14 protein-coding genes are annotated in these 15,825 nt (G+C 66.6%); all 14 read left to right on the top strand.

The genetic code is table 11. The features are described 5' to 3' along the window. Nucleotides 1-5 precede the first annotated feature (5 nt). The 14 genes from ASE28_RS09195 (at nt 6) to ASE28_RS09130 (ending at nt 15,668) form a co-directional block, all read left to right on the top strand. Nucleotides 6-1,106 (top strand): glycosyltransferase, encoded by a 1,101-nt coding sequence (locus ASE28_RS09195; protein WP_057200068.1) that lies wholly within the window; start codon nt 6-8, stop codon nt 1,104-1,106. Nucleotides 1,107-1,270: 164 nt separating this feature from the next. Next, nucleotides 1,271-2,161: an acetylglutamate kinase gene (gene argB / locus ASE28_RS09190; protein WP_057200069.1), complete on the top strand. Its 891-nt coding sequence runs from the start codon at nt 1,271-1,273 to the stop codon at nt 2,159-2,161. A gap of 16 nt (nt 2,162-2,177) precedes the next feature. Further along, on the top strand, nt 2,178-2,870 hold the full coding sequence (locus ASE28_RS09185; protein ID WP_057200070.1) for a response regulator transcription factor: 693 nt from the start codon (nt 2,178-2,180) through the stop codon (nt 2,868-2,870). A 69-nt stretch (nt 2,871-2,939) separates the two neighbouring features. Beyond that, on the top strand, nt 2,940-4,391 hold the full coding sequence (locus ASE28_RS09180) for a sensor histidine kinase (protein ID WP_057266343.1): 1,452 nt from the start codon (nt 2,940-2,942) through the stop codon (nt 4,389-4,391). Nucleotides 4,392-4,569: 178 nt separating this feature from the next. Then, the gene (gene slmA, locus ASE28_RS09175; RefSeq protein ID WP_057266342.1) at nt 4,570-5,238 is read left to right on the top strand and encodes a nucleoid occlusion factor SlmA; all 669 of its coding nucleotides are present in this window, start codon (nt 4,570-4,572) and stop codon (nt 5,236-5,238) included. A gap of 135 nt (nt 5,239-5,373) precedes the next feature. Further along, entirely contained in the window at nt 5,374-6,108 is a 735-nt protein-coding gene (locus tag ASE28_RS09170; RefSeq protein ID WP_057266341.1) for a TetR/AcrR family transcriptional regulator, read from the top strand. 5 nt (nt 6,109-6,113) lie between these two features. After that, a complete protein-coding gene (locus ASE28_RS09165) occupies nt 6,114-7,910 on the top strand; it encodes an acyl-CoA dehydrogenase C-terminal domain-containing protein (RefSeq protein ID WP_057266340.1) in 1,797 nt (598 codons plus the stop codon). 48 nt (nt 7,911-7,958) lie between these two features. Then, nucleotides 7,959-8,399 carry a DUF2147 domain-containing protein gene (locus ASE28_RS09160; protein ID WP_057266339.1) on the top strand — a complete coding sequence of 147 codons (441 nt, stop codon included), beginning with the start codon at nt 7,959-7,961 and terminating at the stop codon, nt 8,397-8,399. 90 nt (nt 8,400-8,489) lie between these two features. Then, on the top strand, nt 8,490-10,910 hold the full coding sequence (locus tag ASE28_RS09155) for a 3-hydroxyacyl-CoA dehydrogenase/enoyl-CoA hydratase family protein (protein ID WP_057266338.1): 2,421 nt from the start codon (nt 8,490-8,492) through the stop codon (nt 10,908-10,910). Nucleotides 10,911-10,928: 18 nt separating this feature from the next. Continuing rightward, nucleotides 10,929-11,447 carry a DUF4442 domain-containing protein gene (locus ASE28_RS09150; RefSeq protein WP_057266337.1) on the top strand — a complete coding sequence of 173 codons (519 nt, stop codon included), beginning with the start codon at nt 10,929-10,931 and terminating at the stop codon, nt 11,445-11,447. Nucleotides 11,448-11,462: 15 nt separating this feature from the next. Further along, on the top strand, nt 11,463-12,662 hold the full coding sequence (locus tag ASE28_RS09145) for an acetyl-CoA C-acyltransferase (protein ID WP_057266336.1): 1,200 nt from the start codon (nt 11,463-11,465) through the stop codon (nt 12,660-12,662). Nucleotides 12,663-13,005: 343 nt separating this feature from the next. Then, complete coding sequence (locus ASE28_RS09140) at nt 13,006-13,893, top strand: alpha/beta fold hydrolase (protein WP_057266335.1); 888 nt, start codon at nt 13,006-13,008, stop codon at nt 13,891-13,893. 27 nt (nt 13,894-13,920) lie between these two features. Further along, nucleotides 13,921-14,802 (top strand): acyl-CoA thioesterase II, encoded by an 882-nt coding sequence (locus tag ASE28_RS09135; protein WP_255361072.1) that lies wholly within the window; start codon nt 13,921-13,923, stop codon nt 14,800-14,802. A gap of 89 nt (nt 14,803-14,891) precedes the next feature. Continuing rightward, a complete protein-coding gene (locus tag ASE28_RS09130; protein WP_057266334.1) occupies nt 14,892-15,668 on the top strand; it encodes an enoyl-CoA hydratase in 777 nt (258 codons plus the stop codon). Nucleotides 15,669-15,825: the final 157 nt, after the last annotated feature.

Below are 15,825 nucleotides of genomic sequence, written 5' to 3'. Positions count from 1 at the left end.
GCCTCATGATCTGGTTGTCTGTGGTGGGTTTTCTGGTGGCGGCGATGGCTGCAGGGTTCGTCGTACGCTGGGTGCGGGGTCATGCATCTGCGTATGGCAATGGCATGCCCCAGCGTTTCCACATGGGGGACGTACCGCGCCTGGGGGGCGCAGCCTTGCTGCTGGGCCTGGCAAGCGCCTGGGGCCTGGGCATGCTGCAGTCTTTCCTGGGGGACCCCGGTTCCCTGCGGCTCGGTTGGTGGGTTGGCAGCTGGTTGCTGGTGCTCTTGCCTGCCGTGCTCGGCGGCATTGCCGAGGACATGACCCAGCGGCTGGCCGTGCGCTACCGCCTGGCGCTGACCGGCGCCTCGGGGCTCCTGGCCATCTTCCTGCTGGATCTTTCCGTTCCCCGCATCGGTTTGCCCTGGGTTGACATGCTGCTATCGGCCTGCCCCTGGCTGGGCCTGGCCATCGTGGTGCTGGCCGTGGCGGGCCTGCCCCATGCCTTCAACATCATCGACGGTTACAACGGCCTGGCCGGCATGGTCGCCATCATCGTCTGCCTGGCCCTGGCGCACGTGGCCCTGCAGGTCGGGGACCGCTCCCTGGCGGCGCTACTGGTCACAACCGCCGCCGCCACAGGGGGCTTCCTGGTGTGGAACTACCCGCGAGGCATGCTGTTTGCCGGCGATGGCGGGGCCTATGTATGGGGCGTCGTCATTGCCCTGGCCAGTATCTCCCTGGTACAGCGCAATGCCGATGTCTCTCCCTGGTTCCCCATGCTGCTCTTGATCTACCCGGTTTGGGAGACCGTGTTCTCGATCTACCGCAAGGCGGTTCGCGGCGTTTCGCCCGGGGTGGCCGACGCCCTGCATTTCCACCAACTGATCTACCGGCGCATCGTGCGCGGGGTGTTCCACGACGACGAGTCGCGCCGCGTGCTCATGCGCAACAACCGCACCTCGCCCTATCTGTGGGGCTTCACGCTGCTCACCGTGGTGCCCGCTATCCTGTTCTGGAACAACACCTTGGTGCTGATGGGTTTCTGCTGGCTTTTCGTCATCAGCTACGTGGTGGCCTATCTGGCCATCGTGCGCTTCAAGGTACCTGACTGGCTGCGTAGATAGCCGGCTGGCCCCTGAGACGCTTCGCGTCTTCCCCGGGGGCTTTGCAAGGGGTGTGGCATGGGCCGCGCCAGTTCCTTGGACGGCGCGCAGGCACTGCTTGCCAGACCGGCCCGCGAATGCGGCACAATTTGCGCATCCTCGTTTTCTCTTGATGGCACGCCCCCATGACCGATCTTCTCTCGATTGCGCCCCGCGACAAGGCTGAAATACTGGCCCAGGCGCTGCCCTATATCCGCAAGTTCCATGGCAAGACCATTGTCATCAAGTACGGCGGCAACGCCATGACCGACCCGGCCCTGCAGGCCGACTTCGCCGAAGACGTGGTGCTGCTCAAGCTCGTGGGCATGAACCCTGTGGTGGTCCACGGTGGCGGTCCCCAGATCGAGACGGCCCTGAACCGCCTGGGCAAGAAGGGCGAGTTCATCCAGGGCATGCGCGTGACCGATGCCGAAACCATGGAAGTGGTGGAGTGGGTGCTGGCCGGCGAAGTACAGCAGGACATCGTGGGCCTGATCAACCAGGCCGGCGGCAAGGCCGTAGGCCTCACCGGGCGCGATGGCGGCATGATCCGCGCGCAAAAGCTCAAGCTGCTCGATACCAAGGACCCGAGCATCGAGCACGACGTGGGCCAGGTGGGCGACATCCTCTCCATCGACCCCAGCGTGGTCAAGGCACTGCAGGACGATGCCTTCATCCCCGTGATCAGCCCCATCGGCTTCGGCGAAAACAACGAGAGCTACAACATCAATGCCGACGTGGTCGCCAGCAAGCTGGCCACCGTGCTCCAGGCCGAGAAGCTGATGCTCCTGACCAACACCCCCGGTGTGCTGGACAAGCAGGGCAAGCTGCTCACCGACCTGACAGCGCGCGAGATCGACGCACTGTTTGCCGACGGCACCATCTCCGGCGGCATGCTGCCCAAGATCGCCGGCGCATTGGACGCAGCCAAGGCCGGCGTGCACGCCGTGCACATCATCGACGGCCGCGTACCCCATGCCATGCTGCTTGAGATCCTGACCGACCAGGCCTACGGCACGATGATCCGCAGCCATTGATGGTCCTGGTGACGGAATGAGACTGCTGCTGGTCGAAGACGACGTGATGGTGGCCAGCGGCATCAAGCTGGGGCTGTCTGACGCCGGCTACGCGGTGGACTGGGTTGGCAGCGGCGAGCGCGCCGAAGAGGTGCTGCGCGTCGAATCCTTCGATGCGGCCATCATCGACATCGGCCTGCCCGCCATGGACGGGCTCGAACTCACGCGGCGCCTGCGCCGCCCGGACATGGCCAGCCCTTCGATGCCCGTGCTCATCCTCACCGCGCGCGATGCCCTGCATGATCGGGTGCAGGGGCTGGATCTGGGGGCCGATGACTACATGGTCAAGCCCTTCGAACTGCCCGAGCTGCTGGCGCGGCTGCGCGCCCTGCTGCGCCGCTCGCAGGCTGCCACCACCGCCGTGCTCAGCTTCGGGCCCCTGGAGCTCGATACGGCAGGCCGGCGCGCCAGCATCCGCTCCGATACCGGTGAGCAGGTGATCGAACTCGGTCCGCGCGAATGGACGGTGCTGGAGTACCTGCTCATCAATGCGCCCAAGCCCGCCAGCAAGGACAAGCTGCTGCAGGCGCTCACCGGCTGGGACAAGGAGATCACGCCCAACGCGGTCGAGGTGTATGTCTCCCGCCTGCGTGGCAAGCTGGAGCCGCATGGCGTGGCCCTGCGCTCCATCCGGGGGTTCGGTTACCGGCTCGAACTCCAGGCCGGCTGAACCCCTTCTTTCACAGCCCCGACCATGGAACCCCGGCTCCCTCCTGCGCGTCGGCCCGGGCTGCGTGCCATGACCTCGGACCTGCGCAACCGCTTGCTGCTGCTGCTGGTGCTGCCCCTGTGCGCGCTGGCGACCATCGGCGTCTGGCTGGACTACCGCTCGGCGGACGAGGCCGCCGGCCAGCACGACCAGCGCCTGCTCAGGCTGCTGCCCGCCCTGTCCGATTCGGTGCTGGCCCCGGCCATCCGAGACAACGATCCGCCCCTGCTGCTGCTGGCCCCGCCGCTGGAGGACTTTCTGCGCCAGAACGCGGGCTTCTCGGGCTACAGCGTGCGCGACCCTGCGGGCAAGCTGCTGCTGGGCGACGACTGGGTGCACAGCGCCGTGCCCACCACCCAGGCGCCCGAGTTCCACAGCATGGAGTACGGCGGCGTGACCTACCGCGTTGCCGTGCAGCGCGGGCGCACGGGGGCCGGCGAGATGGTGGTGGCCCTGGCCGATGGTTCCGACCCGCGCCAGCAATGGGCCCAGCAACTGCTGCTGCGCGTGCTGCTGCCCAACCTGGTGCTGGTGGCCGCCGCCGCGCTGGCCATCCACTGGGCTGTGCGCCAGGCCTTCAAGCCGCTGGTGGACCTGGCCGAAGCCGTGGAGCACCGCTCGCCGCGCGACCTGAGTCCCATCGACGAAGCCTCCTCGCCGTCCGAGGTGCGGCCGCTCGTGCACTCGCTCAACCGCCTGTTCGCCCTGGTCAATGCCCAGGCCGAAGGGCAGCGCCGCTTCGTGGCCGACGCCGCACACCAGCTGCGCACGCCGCTCGCAGGCCTGCAGGCCCAGGTCGAGGCCTGGGCCATGATGGCCAAGGCGGCTGCGCCCCAGCGGCAGCCATCGACTGGCCTGGACAAGAAGGGCCCAGTGTCCACCGACGGCCGCACCCAGGGCGCCATCGTGCTGGGCGTGGACCAGATCGAGAAGCTGCGCAATGCCACGCGCCGTACCTCGCAGCTGGCGCACCAGTTGCTCGCCCTGTCGCGCGCCGATGCGCGCAGCCTCGATGCCCAGCAACCGCAGCGCGTGGACCTCAAGGACCTGTGCGAGACCCTGCTCGAAACCTTTCTCGACCCCGCCACCGGCAAGGGCCTGGACCTGGGCCTGGAGGTGCAGCCCGTGCACGTCACTGGCCACGGCTGGCTGCTGCGCGAGTTGCTGTCGAACCTGGTGGACAATGCCATCAAGTACACCCCGCCCTCGGGCATCGTCACCATCCGCTGCGGCATGCGCCAGGGCAAGAGCGGGCCACCGCGTGTTTTCCTGCAGGTGGAAGACGACGGCCCCGGCGTACCCGATGCCGAGCGCACCCGGGTGATGCAGCGTTTTTACCGGGTGCCGGGCACGGTGGGGGAGGGCACGGGCCTGGGGCTGGCGATTGCCGACGAAATTGCCCGCGTACACCGCGCCTCGCTGACCCTGAGCACCGGCGCGCAAGGCCGTGGTCTGGTGGTGACTGTGGTGTTTCCGCTCTAGCGGAGCTGCTTGCCTGGGGCTCCCCAGGGGCTGTGCGAGAATCATTTCCACACATGATTTACGCCCTGCCGCAGACTGGGCATGCTGTTACCCCGGCATGCATTCCAGGTGGTGGGGACCACAGGCCCCAGGGCTCTGGGGCTGCCAGCCCCGGGGCGTACTCACTCCCTCTTTGCGCATGTCCGATCTTTTCACGCCTCCCGAGCCAGCCAGCACCGCCGATGCAGGGGACAGCCCTGCTGCGCGCAAGCGGCCCAAGCCCGGCGAGCGCCGGGTGCAGATCCTGCAAATGCTGGCCACCATGCTGGAGCAGCCAGGGGCGGAGCGCATCACCACCGCCGCACTGGCGGCACGGCTGTCCGTCAGCGAGGCCGCGCTGTACCGCCATTTCGCCAGCAAGGCGCAGATGTTCGAAGGGCTGATCGATTTCATCGAGCAGTCCGTGTTCACACTCGTGCAGCAGATCACGGGTCGCGACGTGCCCGATCCGGACCAGCCGGCCGAAGTGGGCCTGCGCCAGACGACCCGCATCGTCGCGGTGATTTTGCAGTTCGGCGAGCGCAATCCGGGCATGGTGCGCGTGATGGTGGGCGATGCCCTGGTGTTTGAGCACGAGCGCCTGCAGCAGCGCATGAACCAGTTCTTTGATCGCATCGAGTCCACACTGCGCCAGTGCCTGCGGCCGGCCAGCGCAGCATCCGCCACGCCCACGGTCGATGCCCAGGTGGCCGCCAGCGTGCTCACCGCATTTGCGCTGGGGCGCCTGCAGCGCTATGCACGCTCGGGCTTTCGCCGCATGCCCACCGAACACCTCGACGCCAGCCTGGCGCTGATGATCCAGAAGTAAGCGCCATTGGCGCAGCGCCCGCAGGTCGCTGCGATGCAACAGAGTTTGGTGCGGTCTCCCTATTTTTGGAGAGGCTTTTGGCAGTGGGGCGAATTTGCTGCAGAATAGTACGAACGTTCGTTTTTATTTGCACGCATGCCCGCCACCTCCGACTCTCCTGCGGTCACCCGCATCCCCCGTGCTCGCAGCGGTACGGGGCGCGCCCTGCAAAAAGGCCAGCATACCAAGGCGGTGATCGTCGAGGCAGCGCTGGGTCTGGCCACGCACATCGGGCTTGAAGGTCTGTCGATTGGCGCACTGGCCGATGTGACGGGCATGAGCAAGTCGGGCGTGTTTGCCCACTTCGGCTCGCGCGAAGAGTTGCAGATCTCCGTTATCCGCGAATACCACACGCGCTTCGAGCAGGAAGTGTTCTACCCCGCCATGTCGGCGCCCCGCGGCGTGGGCCGCCTGAGTGCGTTGTTCGACAACTGGATGAAGCGCACCTCGATCGAGATCGATTCGGGCTGCATCTACATCAGTGGCGCGGTCGAGTTCGATGACCGCAACGGCCCTGTGCGCGATGCGCTGGCCAGCTCGGTCCTCACCTGGCTGGCCGCCATGCGCCGGGCCATCGAACAGTGCAAGGAGTGCGGCGAGCTGCGCTCCGACACCAATGAGGAGCAGATGCTCTTCGAGATCCACGGCCTGATCCTGGCGCTGCACTACGAAGCACGCTTCCTGCGCACCCCCGGCTCCATGGCGCGCTCCGTCACGGGCTTTCGCAACATCCTGGCGCGCTACAGCGCGCAGGCATCCGCACCTGTGGCCGCAGCACCCGCTGCGGCACGCCGCAAAGTTTCCAACCAAACCACCATATCCAAGGAGTAACCCCCATGCCCAGCTATACGCCGCCCCTGCGCGACATGCAATTCGTCATGCACGAAGTGCTCAAGGTCAGCGACGAACTGAAGGCCCTGCCGGCCCATGCCGAGGTGGATGTGGACACCATCAATGCCGTGATCGAAGAAGCCGGCAAGTTCGCTGCCGAGGTCACCTTTCCGCTGAACATCAGTGGCGACACCGAAGGCTGCGTGCTGGACAAGGCCACCCATGAAGTGAAGACCCCCACGGGCTTCAAGGATGCCTACGCCAAGTACGTCGAAGGCGGCTGGGCTGCCCTCTCCTGCGACCCCGCCTACGGCGGCCAGGGCCTGCCGTTCGTGCTCAACCAGTGCCTGTACGAGATGATGAACTCGGCCAACCAGGCCTGGACCATGTACCCCGGCCTGTCGCACGGCGCCTATGAGGCACTGCACGCCCACGGCACCGACGCGCAAAAGGCCCTGTACCTGCCCAAGCTCACCAGCGGCGAATGGACCGGCACCATGTGCCTGACCGAACCCCACTGCGGTACCGACCTGGGCCTGCTGCGCACCAAGGCCGAACCCCTGGCCGACGGCAGCTACAAGATCACCGGCAACAAGATCTTCATCTCGGCCGGCGAGCACGACATGGCCGCCAACATCGTCCACCTGGTGCTGGCCCGCCTGCCCGATGCGCCCAAGGGCAGCAAGGGCATCAGCCTGTTCGTGGTGCCCAAGTTCAACATCAATGCCGATGGCTCGCTGGGCGAGCGCAACCCGATCTTCTGCACCGGCCTGGAGCACAAGATGGGCATCCACGGCAACGCCACCGCGCAGATCGCCATCGACGGCGCTGTCGGCACCCTGGTGGGCCAGCCCAACAAGGGCCTGGCCGCCATGTTCGTGATGATGAACGCCGCCCGCCTGGGCGTGGGCAACCAGTCGCTGGGCCTGACCGAAGTGGCCTACCAGAACGCCCTGGCCTACGCCAAGGACCGCATCCAGATGCGCAGCCTGTCGGGCACCAAGGCCAAGGACAAGGATGCCGACCCGATCATCGTGCACCCCGACGTGCGCAAGATGCTGCTCACGGCGAAGGCCTATGCCGAAGGCGGCCGGGCACTGCAGATCTTCTGCACGCTGCTGCTGGACAAGGCCCACGGCCACGCCGACGAGAAGGTGCGCAAGGACTCCGAGGAGCTCGTGGCTCTGCTCACGCCCATCGTCAAGGCCTTCATCACCGACAACGGCCACATCGCCACTAACGCGTGCATGCAGGTCTTCGGCGGCCATGGCTTCATCAAGGAATGGGGCATGGAGCAGTATGTGCGCGACAACCGCATCAACATGATCTATGAAGGCACCAACACCATCCAGTCGCTGGACCTGCTGGGCCGCAAGATCCTGGGCAACAACGGCGCCTCGCTCAAGAAGTTCGGCAAGCTGGTGGGCAAGCTGGTCGAAGAGGAAGGCGTGAACGAGAAGATGGCCGAGTTCATCAACCCGGTCGCCTACCTGGCCGACCAGATGACCAAGTTCACCACCGAGATCGGCTTCAAGGGCCTGCAGAACCCCGACGAAGTGGGCGCCGCCGCCGTGGATTACCTGCGCGTGGCTGGCCACCTGGTGTTCGGCTACCTGTTCGCCCGCATGGCCCAGGTCGCCCTGCGCGAGATCGCTGCCGGCAACACCGACCCGTTCTACCAGGCCAAGCTGCAGACCGCACGCTTTTACTTCGCCAAGCTCTTCCCCGAGACCGCGACGCTGATGCGCACGGCCCGCGCCGGCAGCAAGGTGCTGATGGACACCGACCTGGCCCTGGCCTGAGTCGCTGGCTTGCGGATCCCGACCCCCTTGAACCACGGAGCAGCGTCCATGTACAAAGCAGCAACAACCGCCCTTGCGTTCGTCGCCCTCGCGGCACCGGCCTGGGCGCAGATGACGCCCGAAGGCCTGTGGCGCAACATCGACGACAAGACCGGCGAGGCCAAGGCCGAGATCCGCATCCGCGACGCGGGTGGCGGTGCCCTGACGGGCGTGCTCGAAAAGCGTCTGGCCAAGGACGCCAAGCCCGACGAGGTGTGCGCGGAATGCAGCGATGACCGCAAGGGCAAGCCGCTGCTGGGCCTGGAGCTGATTCGTGGCGCGAAGAAGGCCGAAGGCAAGGACGTGTGGGAGGGTGGCAAGATCCTCGACCCCGAGAACGGCCGCAACTACACGCTGCGCATGGCACCCATCGAGGGCGGCAAGAAGCTCGAAGTGCGCGGCTCCATCGGCCCCTTTGGCCGCACGCAGACCTGGGTGCGGGTCCAGTAAGCAAAGAAAGACAACCGCACGCACCGGCCCCTGCCGGCGTGTGCAACAACGGAGGCGCCACGACGCTGCCGCCCTCCAGGAGAAATACCGATGTCAAGATTCCAAGTGAAGAAAGTCGCCGTGCTGGGCGCGGGCGTGATGGGCGCGCAGATCGCTGCGCACCTGGTCAACGTCAAGGTGCCCGTGGTGCTGTTCGATCTGCCGGCCAAGGAAGGCCCGAAGAACGGCATCGTCACCCGCGCCGTCGAAGGCCTCAAGAAGCTCAAGCCCTCGCCCCTGGGCGTGGCGGACGACGCCGCGCTGATCGGCCAGGCGAACTACGAAGAGCACCTGGAGCAACTGCGCGACTGCGACCTGATCATCGAGGCCATCGCCGAGCGCATGGACTGGAAGCTCGACCTGTACAAGAAGATCGCGCCCTTCGTCGCGCCGCATGCCATCGTGGCATCGAACACCTCGGGCCTGTCGATCACCAAGCTTTCCGAGGCGCTGCCCGAGAGCATCAAGCCGCGCTTTTGCGGCATCCACTTCTTCAACCCGCCGCGCTACATGGTGCTGGTGGAGCTGATCAACACGCCCACGACCTCGCCCGAAGTGCTCGACCAGCTCGAAGCCTTCGTCACCAGCGGCCTGGGCAAGGGCGTGGTGCGCGCCCACGACACGCCCAACTTCGTGGCCAACCGCGTGGGCATTGCCGGCATGCTGGCGACCATGAAAGAAGTCGAGAACTTCGGCCTGACCTACGACGTGGTGGACGATCTCACGGGCAAGAAGCTCGGCCGCGCGTCGAGCGGCACCTTCCGCACCGCCGACGTGGTGGGCCTCGACACCATGGCCCACGTCATCAAGACGCTGCAGGACAACCTGGACGACAAGAGCGACCCGTTCTACGCCAGCTTCGGCACGCCCGCCGTGCTCCAAAAGCTGCTGGAACTGGGCAACCTGGGCCAGAAGGCCAAGGCCGGCTTCTACAAGAAGGTCGGGCGCGACGTGCTGCGCTTCGACCTGGAGAGCGAAGAATACGTGCCCGGCGGCCAGAAGGCCGACGAGGTGTACGGCCGCATGCTCCGAAAGCCCGCTGCCGAGCGACTGCGCCTGCTGCGCAATGCCGAAGGCGCGCAGGGCCAGTTCCTGTGGGCCATCCTGCGCAACAGCTTCCATTACGCCGCAGTGCACCTTGGCACCATCGCCGACAATGCGCGCGACGTGGACCAGGCCATGCGCTGGGGCTTCGGCATGAAGCAGGGCCCCTTCGAGCTGTGGCAGGAAGCCGGCTGGCTCGACGTGGCGAAGATGATCCAGGAAGACATCGACGCCGGCAAGGCCCTGTCCAAGGCGCCGCTGCCCGAGTGGGTGTTCAAGGGCCCCGTGGCCGAGGCCGGTGGCGTGCACACCGCACAGGGCTCGTGGAGCGCATCGGCGCAGAAGTTCATCGCGCGCCGTGCGCTGCCCGTGTACGAGCGCCAGCACTTCCCCGAGAAGCTGCTCGGCGAGGCGTTGCCCGACTTCGCCACCGCCGGCACCACGCTGCACGAGGACGATGCGATTCGCCTGTGGACGCTGGAGGGCGCTGACCGCGCCCCTGGCACCGGTATCGTCATCGCCAGCATCAAGACCAAGATGCATGCCATCAGCCCCGACGTGGCCGAAGGCCTGGCCCAGGCCGTGGACCTCGCCGAGAAGGACTACGAAGGCGTGGTAATCTGGTCTGGCGACGAGCCCTTCAGCGCCGGTGCCGACCTGCAGGCCATGCTGCCCGCCTTCATGGTGGCTGGCGTGAGCGCCATCGAGGGGGCAGAAGCCGAGCTGCAGAACACCATGCTGCGCATCCGCTATGCCAACGTGCCTGTGGTCGCTGCCGTGCGCGGCCTGGCACTGGGCGGTGGCTGCGAGCTGGCCGTGCACTCGGCCCGCCGCGTGGTGCACATGGAGAGCTACATCGGCCTGGTCGAAGTCGGCGTGGGTCTGGTGCCGGGTGCCGGCGGCCTGACCTACATCGCCCGCCGCGCGGCCGAGAACGCCGCCACCTCCACGGGCAAGGACATCCTGCCCTTCCTGACCGAAGGCTTCACCGCTGCGGCCATGGCCAAGGTGGGCACCAGCGCGCTCGAATCGCGCAAGCTCGGCTACCTGCTTGACAGCGACGTGATCGTGCCGCACAAGGACGAGCTGCTGTTCGTGGCCATCAACGAGGCCAAGTCCCTGGCCAAGGGCGGCTGGCGTGCGCCCGCCAAGCGCTTGTTCCCGGTGGTCGGCCGCAGCGGCATCGCCACCATCAAGGGCTCGCTGGTCAACATGCGCGACGGCGGCTTCATCAGCCAGCACGACTTCCATATCGCCGGCCTGATCGCCGAAGTGGTCTGCGGCGGTGACGTGGATGCCGGCACCCTGGTGAGCGAGGAGTACCTGATGACGCTGGAGCGCAAGGCGTTCTGCGCGCTCATCGAGCACCCCAAGACGCAGGAGCGCATCCTCGGGATGCTGTCCACCGGCAAGCCCGTGCGCAACTAATTGACCAGGCCAACCACGATGAGCGAGACCACCACCCGCCCGCCGAACAAGCTGCAGCGCTCGCTGATGCGGCTGGACGAAGCCCCGGCCTTCATGCGCGGCTTCGTGCAGAACATCATCCTGCGCCGCGCCGTTCCCTTCACGGGAACGGCCGGGGTGAAGTTCGTGTCGCTCACGTCCGAACGGGTCGAGGTGCACCTGGCCAACGATCACCGGGTGCAGAACCACATCGGTGGCGTGCACGCCTCGGCCATGAACCTGCTGGCCGAGACGGCCACCGGCATGGTCGTGGGCATGAACGTGCGCGACGACTGCATCCCGCTGGCCAAGGAGCTCAGCATGGCCTTTCGCAAGCGCACCACGGGCGGCCTCAAGGCCGTGGCCGTACTCAGCGCCGAGCAGCGCGCCGCCATGCAGGCCAGTGACAAGGGCGAGGTCCAGGTCACCGTCACCGTGACCGATGAGGCCGGCGCCGAGCCGGTCGAATGTGCATTTACCTGGGCCTGGATTCCCTCCAGCCGCCCAGCCAAGAATTGAAGGAGTTTCACCACCATGGCCAAACAAGTCCAGGAAGCCTACATCGTTGCTGCCACGCGCACGCCCATCGGGCGTTCGCACCGCGGCTTCTTCCGCAACACCCGGCCTGACGACCTGCTGGCGACCACGCTCAAGGCAGCGCTGGCCGCAGTGCCCGGCCTTGATCCCAAGGCCATCGAGGACATCATCTGCGGCTGCGCGATCCCCGAAGCCCAGCAGGGCCTGAACGTGGCGCGTATCGGCGCCGTGCTGGCCGGCCTGCCCACCAGCGTGGGCGGCATCACCGTCAACCGCTTCTGCGCATCGGGCCTGTCGGCCGTGCAGATGGCGGCAGACCGCATCCGCGTGGGCGAGGCCGACGTGATGATCGCCGCCGGTGTGGAAAGCATGAGCATGGTGCCCATGATGGGCAACTCGCCCTCGCTGTCGCCCTCGATCTTCGAGCGCGAAGGCGATGTGGGCATTGCCTACGGCATGGGCCTCACGGCTGAGAAGGTGGCCCAGCAGTGGAAGGTCAGCCGCGACGCGCAGGACGAGTTTGCGCTGCAGTCGCACCTGAAGGCCCTGGCCGCGCAGAAGGCGGGCTACTTCGCCGACGAAATCACGCCCATCGAAGTGACCGACCGCACGGCCAACCTCGAAACCGGCGAGTCGATTGCCAAGAGCCGCACCGTGAGCCTGGACGAGGGCGCTCGCCCCGACACCACGCTCGAAGGCCTGGCCAAGCTCAAGACGGTGTTCGCCGCGCGCGGCTCCGTCACGGCCGGCAACAGCTCGCAGACCAGCGACGGCGCCGGTGTGCTGATCCTGGCCAGCGAGGCCGCCGTCAAGCGCTTCGGCCTGACGCCGCTGGCGCGCTTCGTGAGCTACGCCGCCAAGGGCGTGCCGCCGCACATCATGGGCATCGGCCCGATCGAGGCGATTCCTGCGGCGCTGCGCTATGCGGGCCTGAACCAGCAGGACATCGACTGGTTCGAGCTGAACGAGGCGTTTGCGGCGCAGTCGCTTGCGGTGATGAACACGCTGGGGCTCGATGCATCGAAGGTCAATCCGATGGGGGGCGCGATTGCGCTGGGGCATCCGCTGGGGGCGACGGGGGCGATCCGCTCGGCCACGGTGGTGCATGCGCTCAAGCGCAACAAGCTCAAGTACGGCATGGTGACCATGTGCGTAGGCATGGGACAGGGAGCCGCCGGCATCTTCGAATCTGTTTGATGTTGGCTGGCTACCGAGCGGGCGATCTGCGTCGTTGGGCGGTGCTCGCCATCCTCACGTACTTCAAGTACGTTCCGGTGGCTCCGCTCCGTCCGCCTAGCAGCTCATCCCGCTCGCTACGCCCTTGAGGGCGGGGTGGTGGGGCCGGCTACCGAGCGGCCTCCAGGCGTCGTTGGGCGGTGCTCGCAATCCTCACGTACAGGAAGTACGTTCCGGTTGCTGTGCTCCGTCCGCCTAGCCTGAAGACCGCTCGCTACGCCCTTGAGGGCGGGGTTTGAAGAGCGGGATTGTTTGAAGTGTTTTCCATTGAACCGGCGCAGATCGGTCTTCACAGGAGACGGACATGGACAAGCAGACTTTGCAGTTGGATGGTGGCGTGCCTTTGGCACTGCGCGTGTACGAGCCCGAGGGTGGCACCAGTGCCGCTCGCGCCAGCGTCGTCATTGGCGGGGCCATGGGGGTGCGGCAGGCGTTCTACGAGGCGTTTTCGCGCTGGCTGGCGCAGCAGGGGTTTCGGGTCACGACGTTCGACTACCGCGGGCATGGGGATTCGCTGCAGGGTCCTGTGCGGGCCGTGAAGGCGGATCTGTTCGACTGGGCGCAGGACTACGAGGCCGTGATTTCGGCCGCAAAGGCCGCGCTGCCGGCGCGGCCGCTGTACCTGCTGGGGCACAGCCTGGGTGCACAGTTGCCGGGGCTGTTGCGCAACCCGGCGCAGGTCGATGGGCTGCTCAGCGTGGCGGCGGGCAGTGGGTACTGGCGCGACAATGCGCCGCAGCTCAAGCGCATCGTTCCGTATTTCTGGTGGGTGCTGGTGCCGTTGGCCACGCGGCTGTGCGGTTATTTTCCGGGGCGCACGCTCAAGAAGGTCGGCGACCTGCCGGCCGGCGTGATCCTGCAATGGCGCCGCTGGTGCCTGAACCCGGCCTACAGCGTGGGGGCCGAAGGGGCTGCGGTGGCACAAAGCTATGGGGCCGTGCGCTTTCCGGTGCTGGCGCTGTCGATGAGCGACGACGAGCTGATGACGCTGCGCGGCACGCACAACCTGGTCAACCTGTATGCCAACACCGAGCGCCGGGTCGAGAGCATCACCCCTGCGGACCTGCAGGTGCGCCGCATCGGGCATTTCGGTTTCTTTCGCGACCAGTTCAGCAGCAGCCTGTGGCCGCGCGCGGCGGCGGCCTTGCTGGCGGGGCTGGGTGCGGCCACAGTCACCGGCACGACGGTGTAGTCCCGTAATTCGCGGCACACTCAGCGCATGAACAGCACCAAGACCCCGCACGGCAGCGACGACGCTTCGGCAACACCCGCCGACCAACACTGCCACCCGCTCGACGAAGCGCTGCAGCTGTTAACCAGCGGCGATGTCCCGGGGCAGTACCAGGGTCAGACCCACCCCGGTTACTGGAACATGGTCGGTCCGTTTGGCGGCATCACGGCGGCCAGCCTGCTCAAGGCCATCCTGCTGCACCCGGACCGGCTGGGCGATCCCCTGTCGCTCACGGTCAACTACGCGGGGGCCTTGGTGGAGGGCGCCTTCACCATCCAGGCCATGCCCGTGCGCACCAACCGCTCCACCCAGCACTGGACACTGTCCATCCTGCAGGCCGATGCCGAGGGTGCGCTGGTGGTCACCACCACCGGCACGGCGGTGACGGCTGTGCGCCGCGAGACCTGGAGCGTGGGCGATCTGCCCATGCCCGAGGTGACGCCGCCCGGCGAGCTGGTGCCCATTGCCCGGCAAGGTGTGGAGTGGATCAACCGCTATGAAATGCGCCCGTTGAAAGGTCCCATCCCCAACACCTGGGATGGCAGCGGCGACCACAGCACCACGCAGTTGTGGATGCGCGATGCGCCACCACGGCCGCTGGATTTTCTGTCGCTCGCCGCCCTGGCCGATGTGTTCTACCCGCGCGTGTGGCTGCGCCGCGCACGCCGCGTGCCGGCCGGTACGGTTTCCATCACCGTGTATTTCCACGCCAGCGCCGAGCAGCTTGAGGCCACCGGCACCGGCCACCTTTTGGGCCAGGCTCGCGGCCAGGAATTCCGCAACGGCTTCTTCGACCAGACCGCCCAGTTGTGGAACGAGGCCGGCACCATGCTGGCCACGAGCCACCAGATCGTTTACTACAAGGAATGATGGATGCAAGGCGGGCAGGGGGCGTTAGCATCCTGCGCGCGCATCCGTCCTTCGATGCCCCATTCATCCCAAACCCCGAGATTCCCGCCATGACTGCATCCACCCAAGACATCCTCGTCCACACCGAAGCCGGTGTCACCACCATCACCTTCAACCGGGTGGACAAGAAAAACTCCATCACCACCACCATGTACGCGGCCATGGCCGATGCGCTGGTTGCGGCCGAAGCGGACGTGGCTGTGCGCGTGGTGGTGTTCCAGGGCGATGTGGCGATCTTCAGCGCCGGCAACGACATCGGCGACTTCTTGCAGCAGCCGCCCGCCACGCAGGACTCGCCCGTGTTCCGCTTCCTGCACGGCATTGCCGCGTTCCCCAAGCCCGTCATCGCATCCGTCTGCGGTCCGGCCGTGGGCATCGGCACGACCATGCTGTTCCATTGCGACCTGGTCTATGCGGGTGACAACGCGGCGTTCTCCATGCCCTTCGTGAACCTGGGCCTGTGCCCCGAGGCGGCGTCGAGCCTGCTGGTGCCGCAGATGATGGGGTACCACCGTGCCGCAGAGGCCTTGCTGCTGGGCGAGCCCTTCATGGCCGAGGCTGCGCTGGAAGTGGGTCTGGTGAACCGCGTGGTGCCGCCGACGGAGTGCAATGGCATCGCGCAGGCGCAGGCGAAGAAGCTGGCTGCCAAGCCCTTGTCTGCGTTGATCGAGACCAAGCGGTTGATGAAGAAGGGGCAGATTCAGCCGGTGCTGGAGCGCATGGCGGAAGAGGGCGCGAGCTTTGGGCGCATGCTGCGCGAGCCTGCTGCGCGCGAGGCGTTCTCGGCGTTCATGGAGAAGCGCAAGCCGGATTTCAGCAAGGTTTGATCCCTGATTCTGCCTCGCGTTTGTTGAGCTAATGGTTGCTGCCTGCCTTGANGAGGCCGGGTCTCGGCCCGGCGGCCGAGGTACTTGTTCTTTGCTTCGCCAAAGAAAAGTACCCCAAAGAAAGGCGACCCCGCTGCCCGTGTCCCCACCCGCCCGG

The sequence above is a fragment of the Acidovorax sp. Root219 genome (genome assembly GCF_001428665.1).
Taxonomy (GTDB): domain Bacteria; phylum Pseudomonadota; class Gammaproteobacteria; order Burkholderiales; family Burkholderiaceae_C; genus Acidovorax.
Note: the sequence above shows the minus strand (reverse complement) of the source record. Positions and strands in the feature narration are given on the sequence as shown.

Bases quoted from the DNA above. Each gene is read 5' to 3' on its own strand.
- ASE28_RS09195 (WP_057200068.1), top strand. From the start codon at position 6: ATGATCTGGTTGTCTGTGGTGGGTTTTCTGGTGGCGGCGATGGCTGCA.
- argB (WP_057200069.1), top strand. From the start codon at position 1,271: ATGACCGATCTTCTCTCGATTGCGCCCCGCGACAAGGCTGAAATACTG.
- ASE28_RS09185 (WP_057200070.1), top strand. From the start codon at position 2,178: ATGAGACTGCTGCTGGTCGAAGACGACGTGATGGTGGCCAGCGGCATC.
- ASE28_RS09180 (WP_057266343.1), top strand. From the start codon at position 2,940: ATGACCTCGGACCTGCGCAACCGCTTGCTGCTGCTGCTGGTGCTGCCC.
- slmA (WP_057266342.1), top strand. From the start codon at position 4,570: ATGTCCGATCTTTTCACGCCTCCCGAGCCAGCCAGCACCGCCGATGCA.
- ASE28_RS09170 (WP_057266341.1), top strand. From the start codon at position 5,374: ATGCCCGCCACCTCCGACTCTCCTGCGGTCACCCGCATCCCCCGTGCT.
- ASE28_RS09165 (WP_057266340.1), top strand. From the start codon at position 6,114: ATGCCCAGCTATACGCCGCCCCTGCGCGACATGCAATTCGTCATGCAC.
- ASE28_RS09160 (WP_057266339.1), top strand. From the start codon at position 7,959: ATGTACAAAGCAGCAACAACCGCCCTTGCGTTCGTCGCCCTCGCGGCA.
- ASE28_RS09155 (WP_057266338.1), top strand. From the start codon at position 8,490: ATGTCAAGATTCCAAGTGAAGAAAGTCGCCGTGCTGGGCGCGGGCGTG.
- ASE28_RS09150 (WP_057266337.1), top strand. From the start codon at position 10,929: ATGAGCGAGACCACCACCCGCCCGCCGAACAAGCTGCAGCGCTCGCTG.
- ASE28_RS09145 (WP_057266336.1), top strand. From the start codon at position 11,463: ATGGCCAAACAAGTCCAGGAAGCCTACATCGTTGCTGCCACGCGCACG.
- ASE28_RS09140 (WP_057266335.1), top strand. From the start codon at position 13,006: ATGGACAAGCAGACTTTGCAGTTGGATGGTGGCGTGCCTTTGGCACTG.
- ASE28_RS09135 (WP_255361072.1), top strand. From the start codon at position 13,921: ATGAACAGCACCAAGACCCCGCACGGCAGCGACGACGCTTCGGCAACA.
- ASE28_RS09130 (WP_057266334.1), top strand. From the start codon at position 14,892: ATGACTGCATCCACCCAAGACATCCTCGTCCACACCGAAGCCGGTGTC.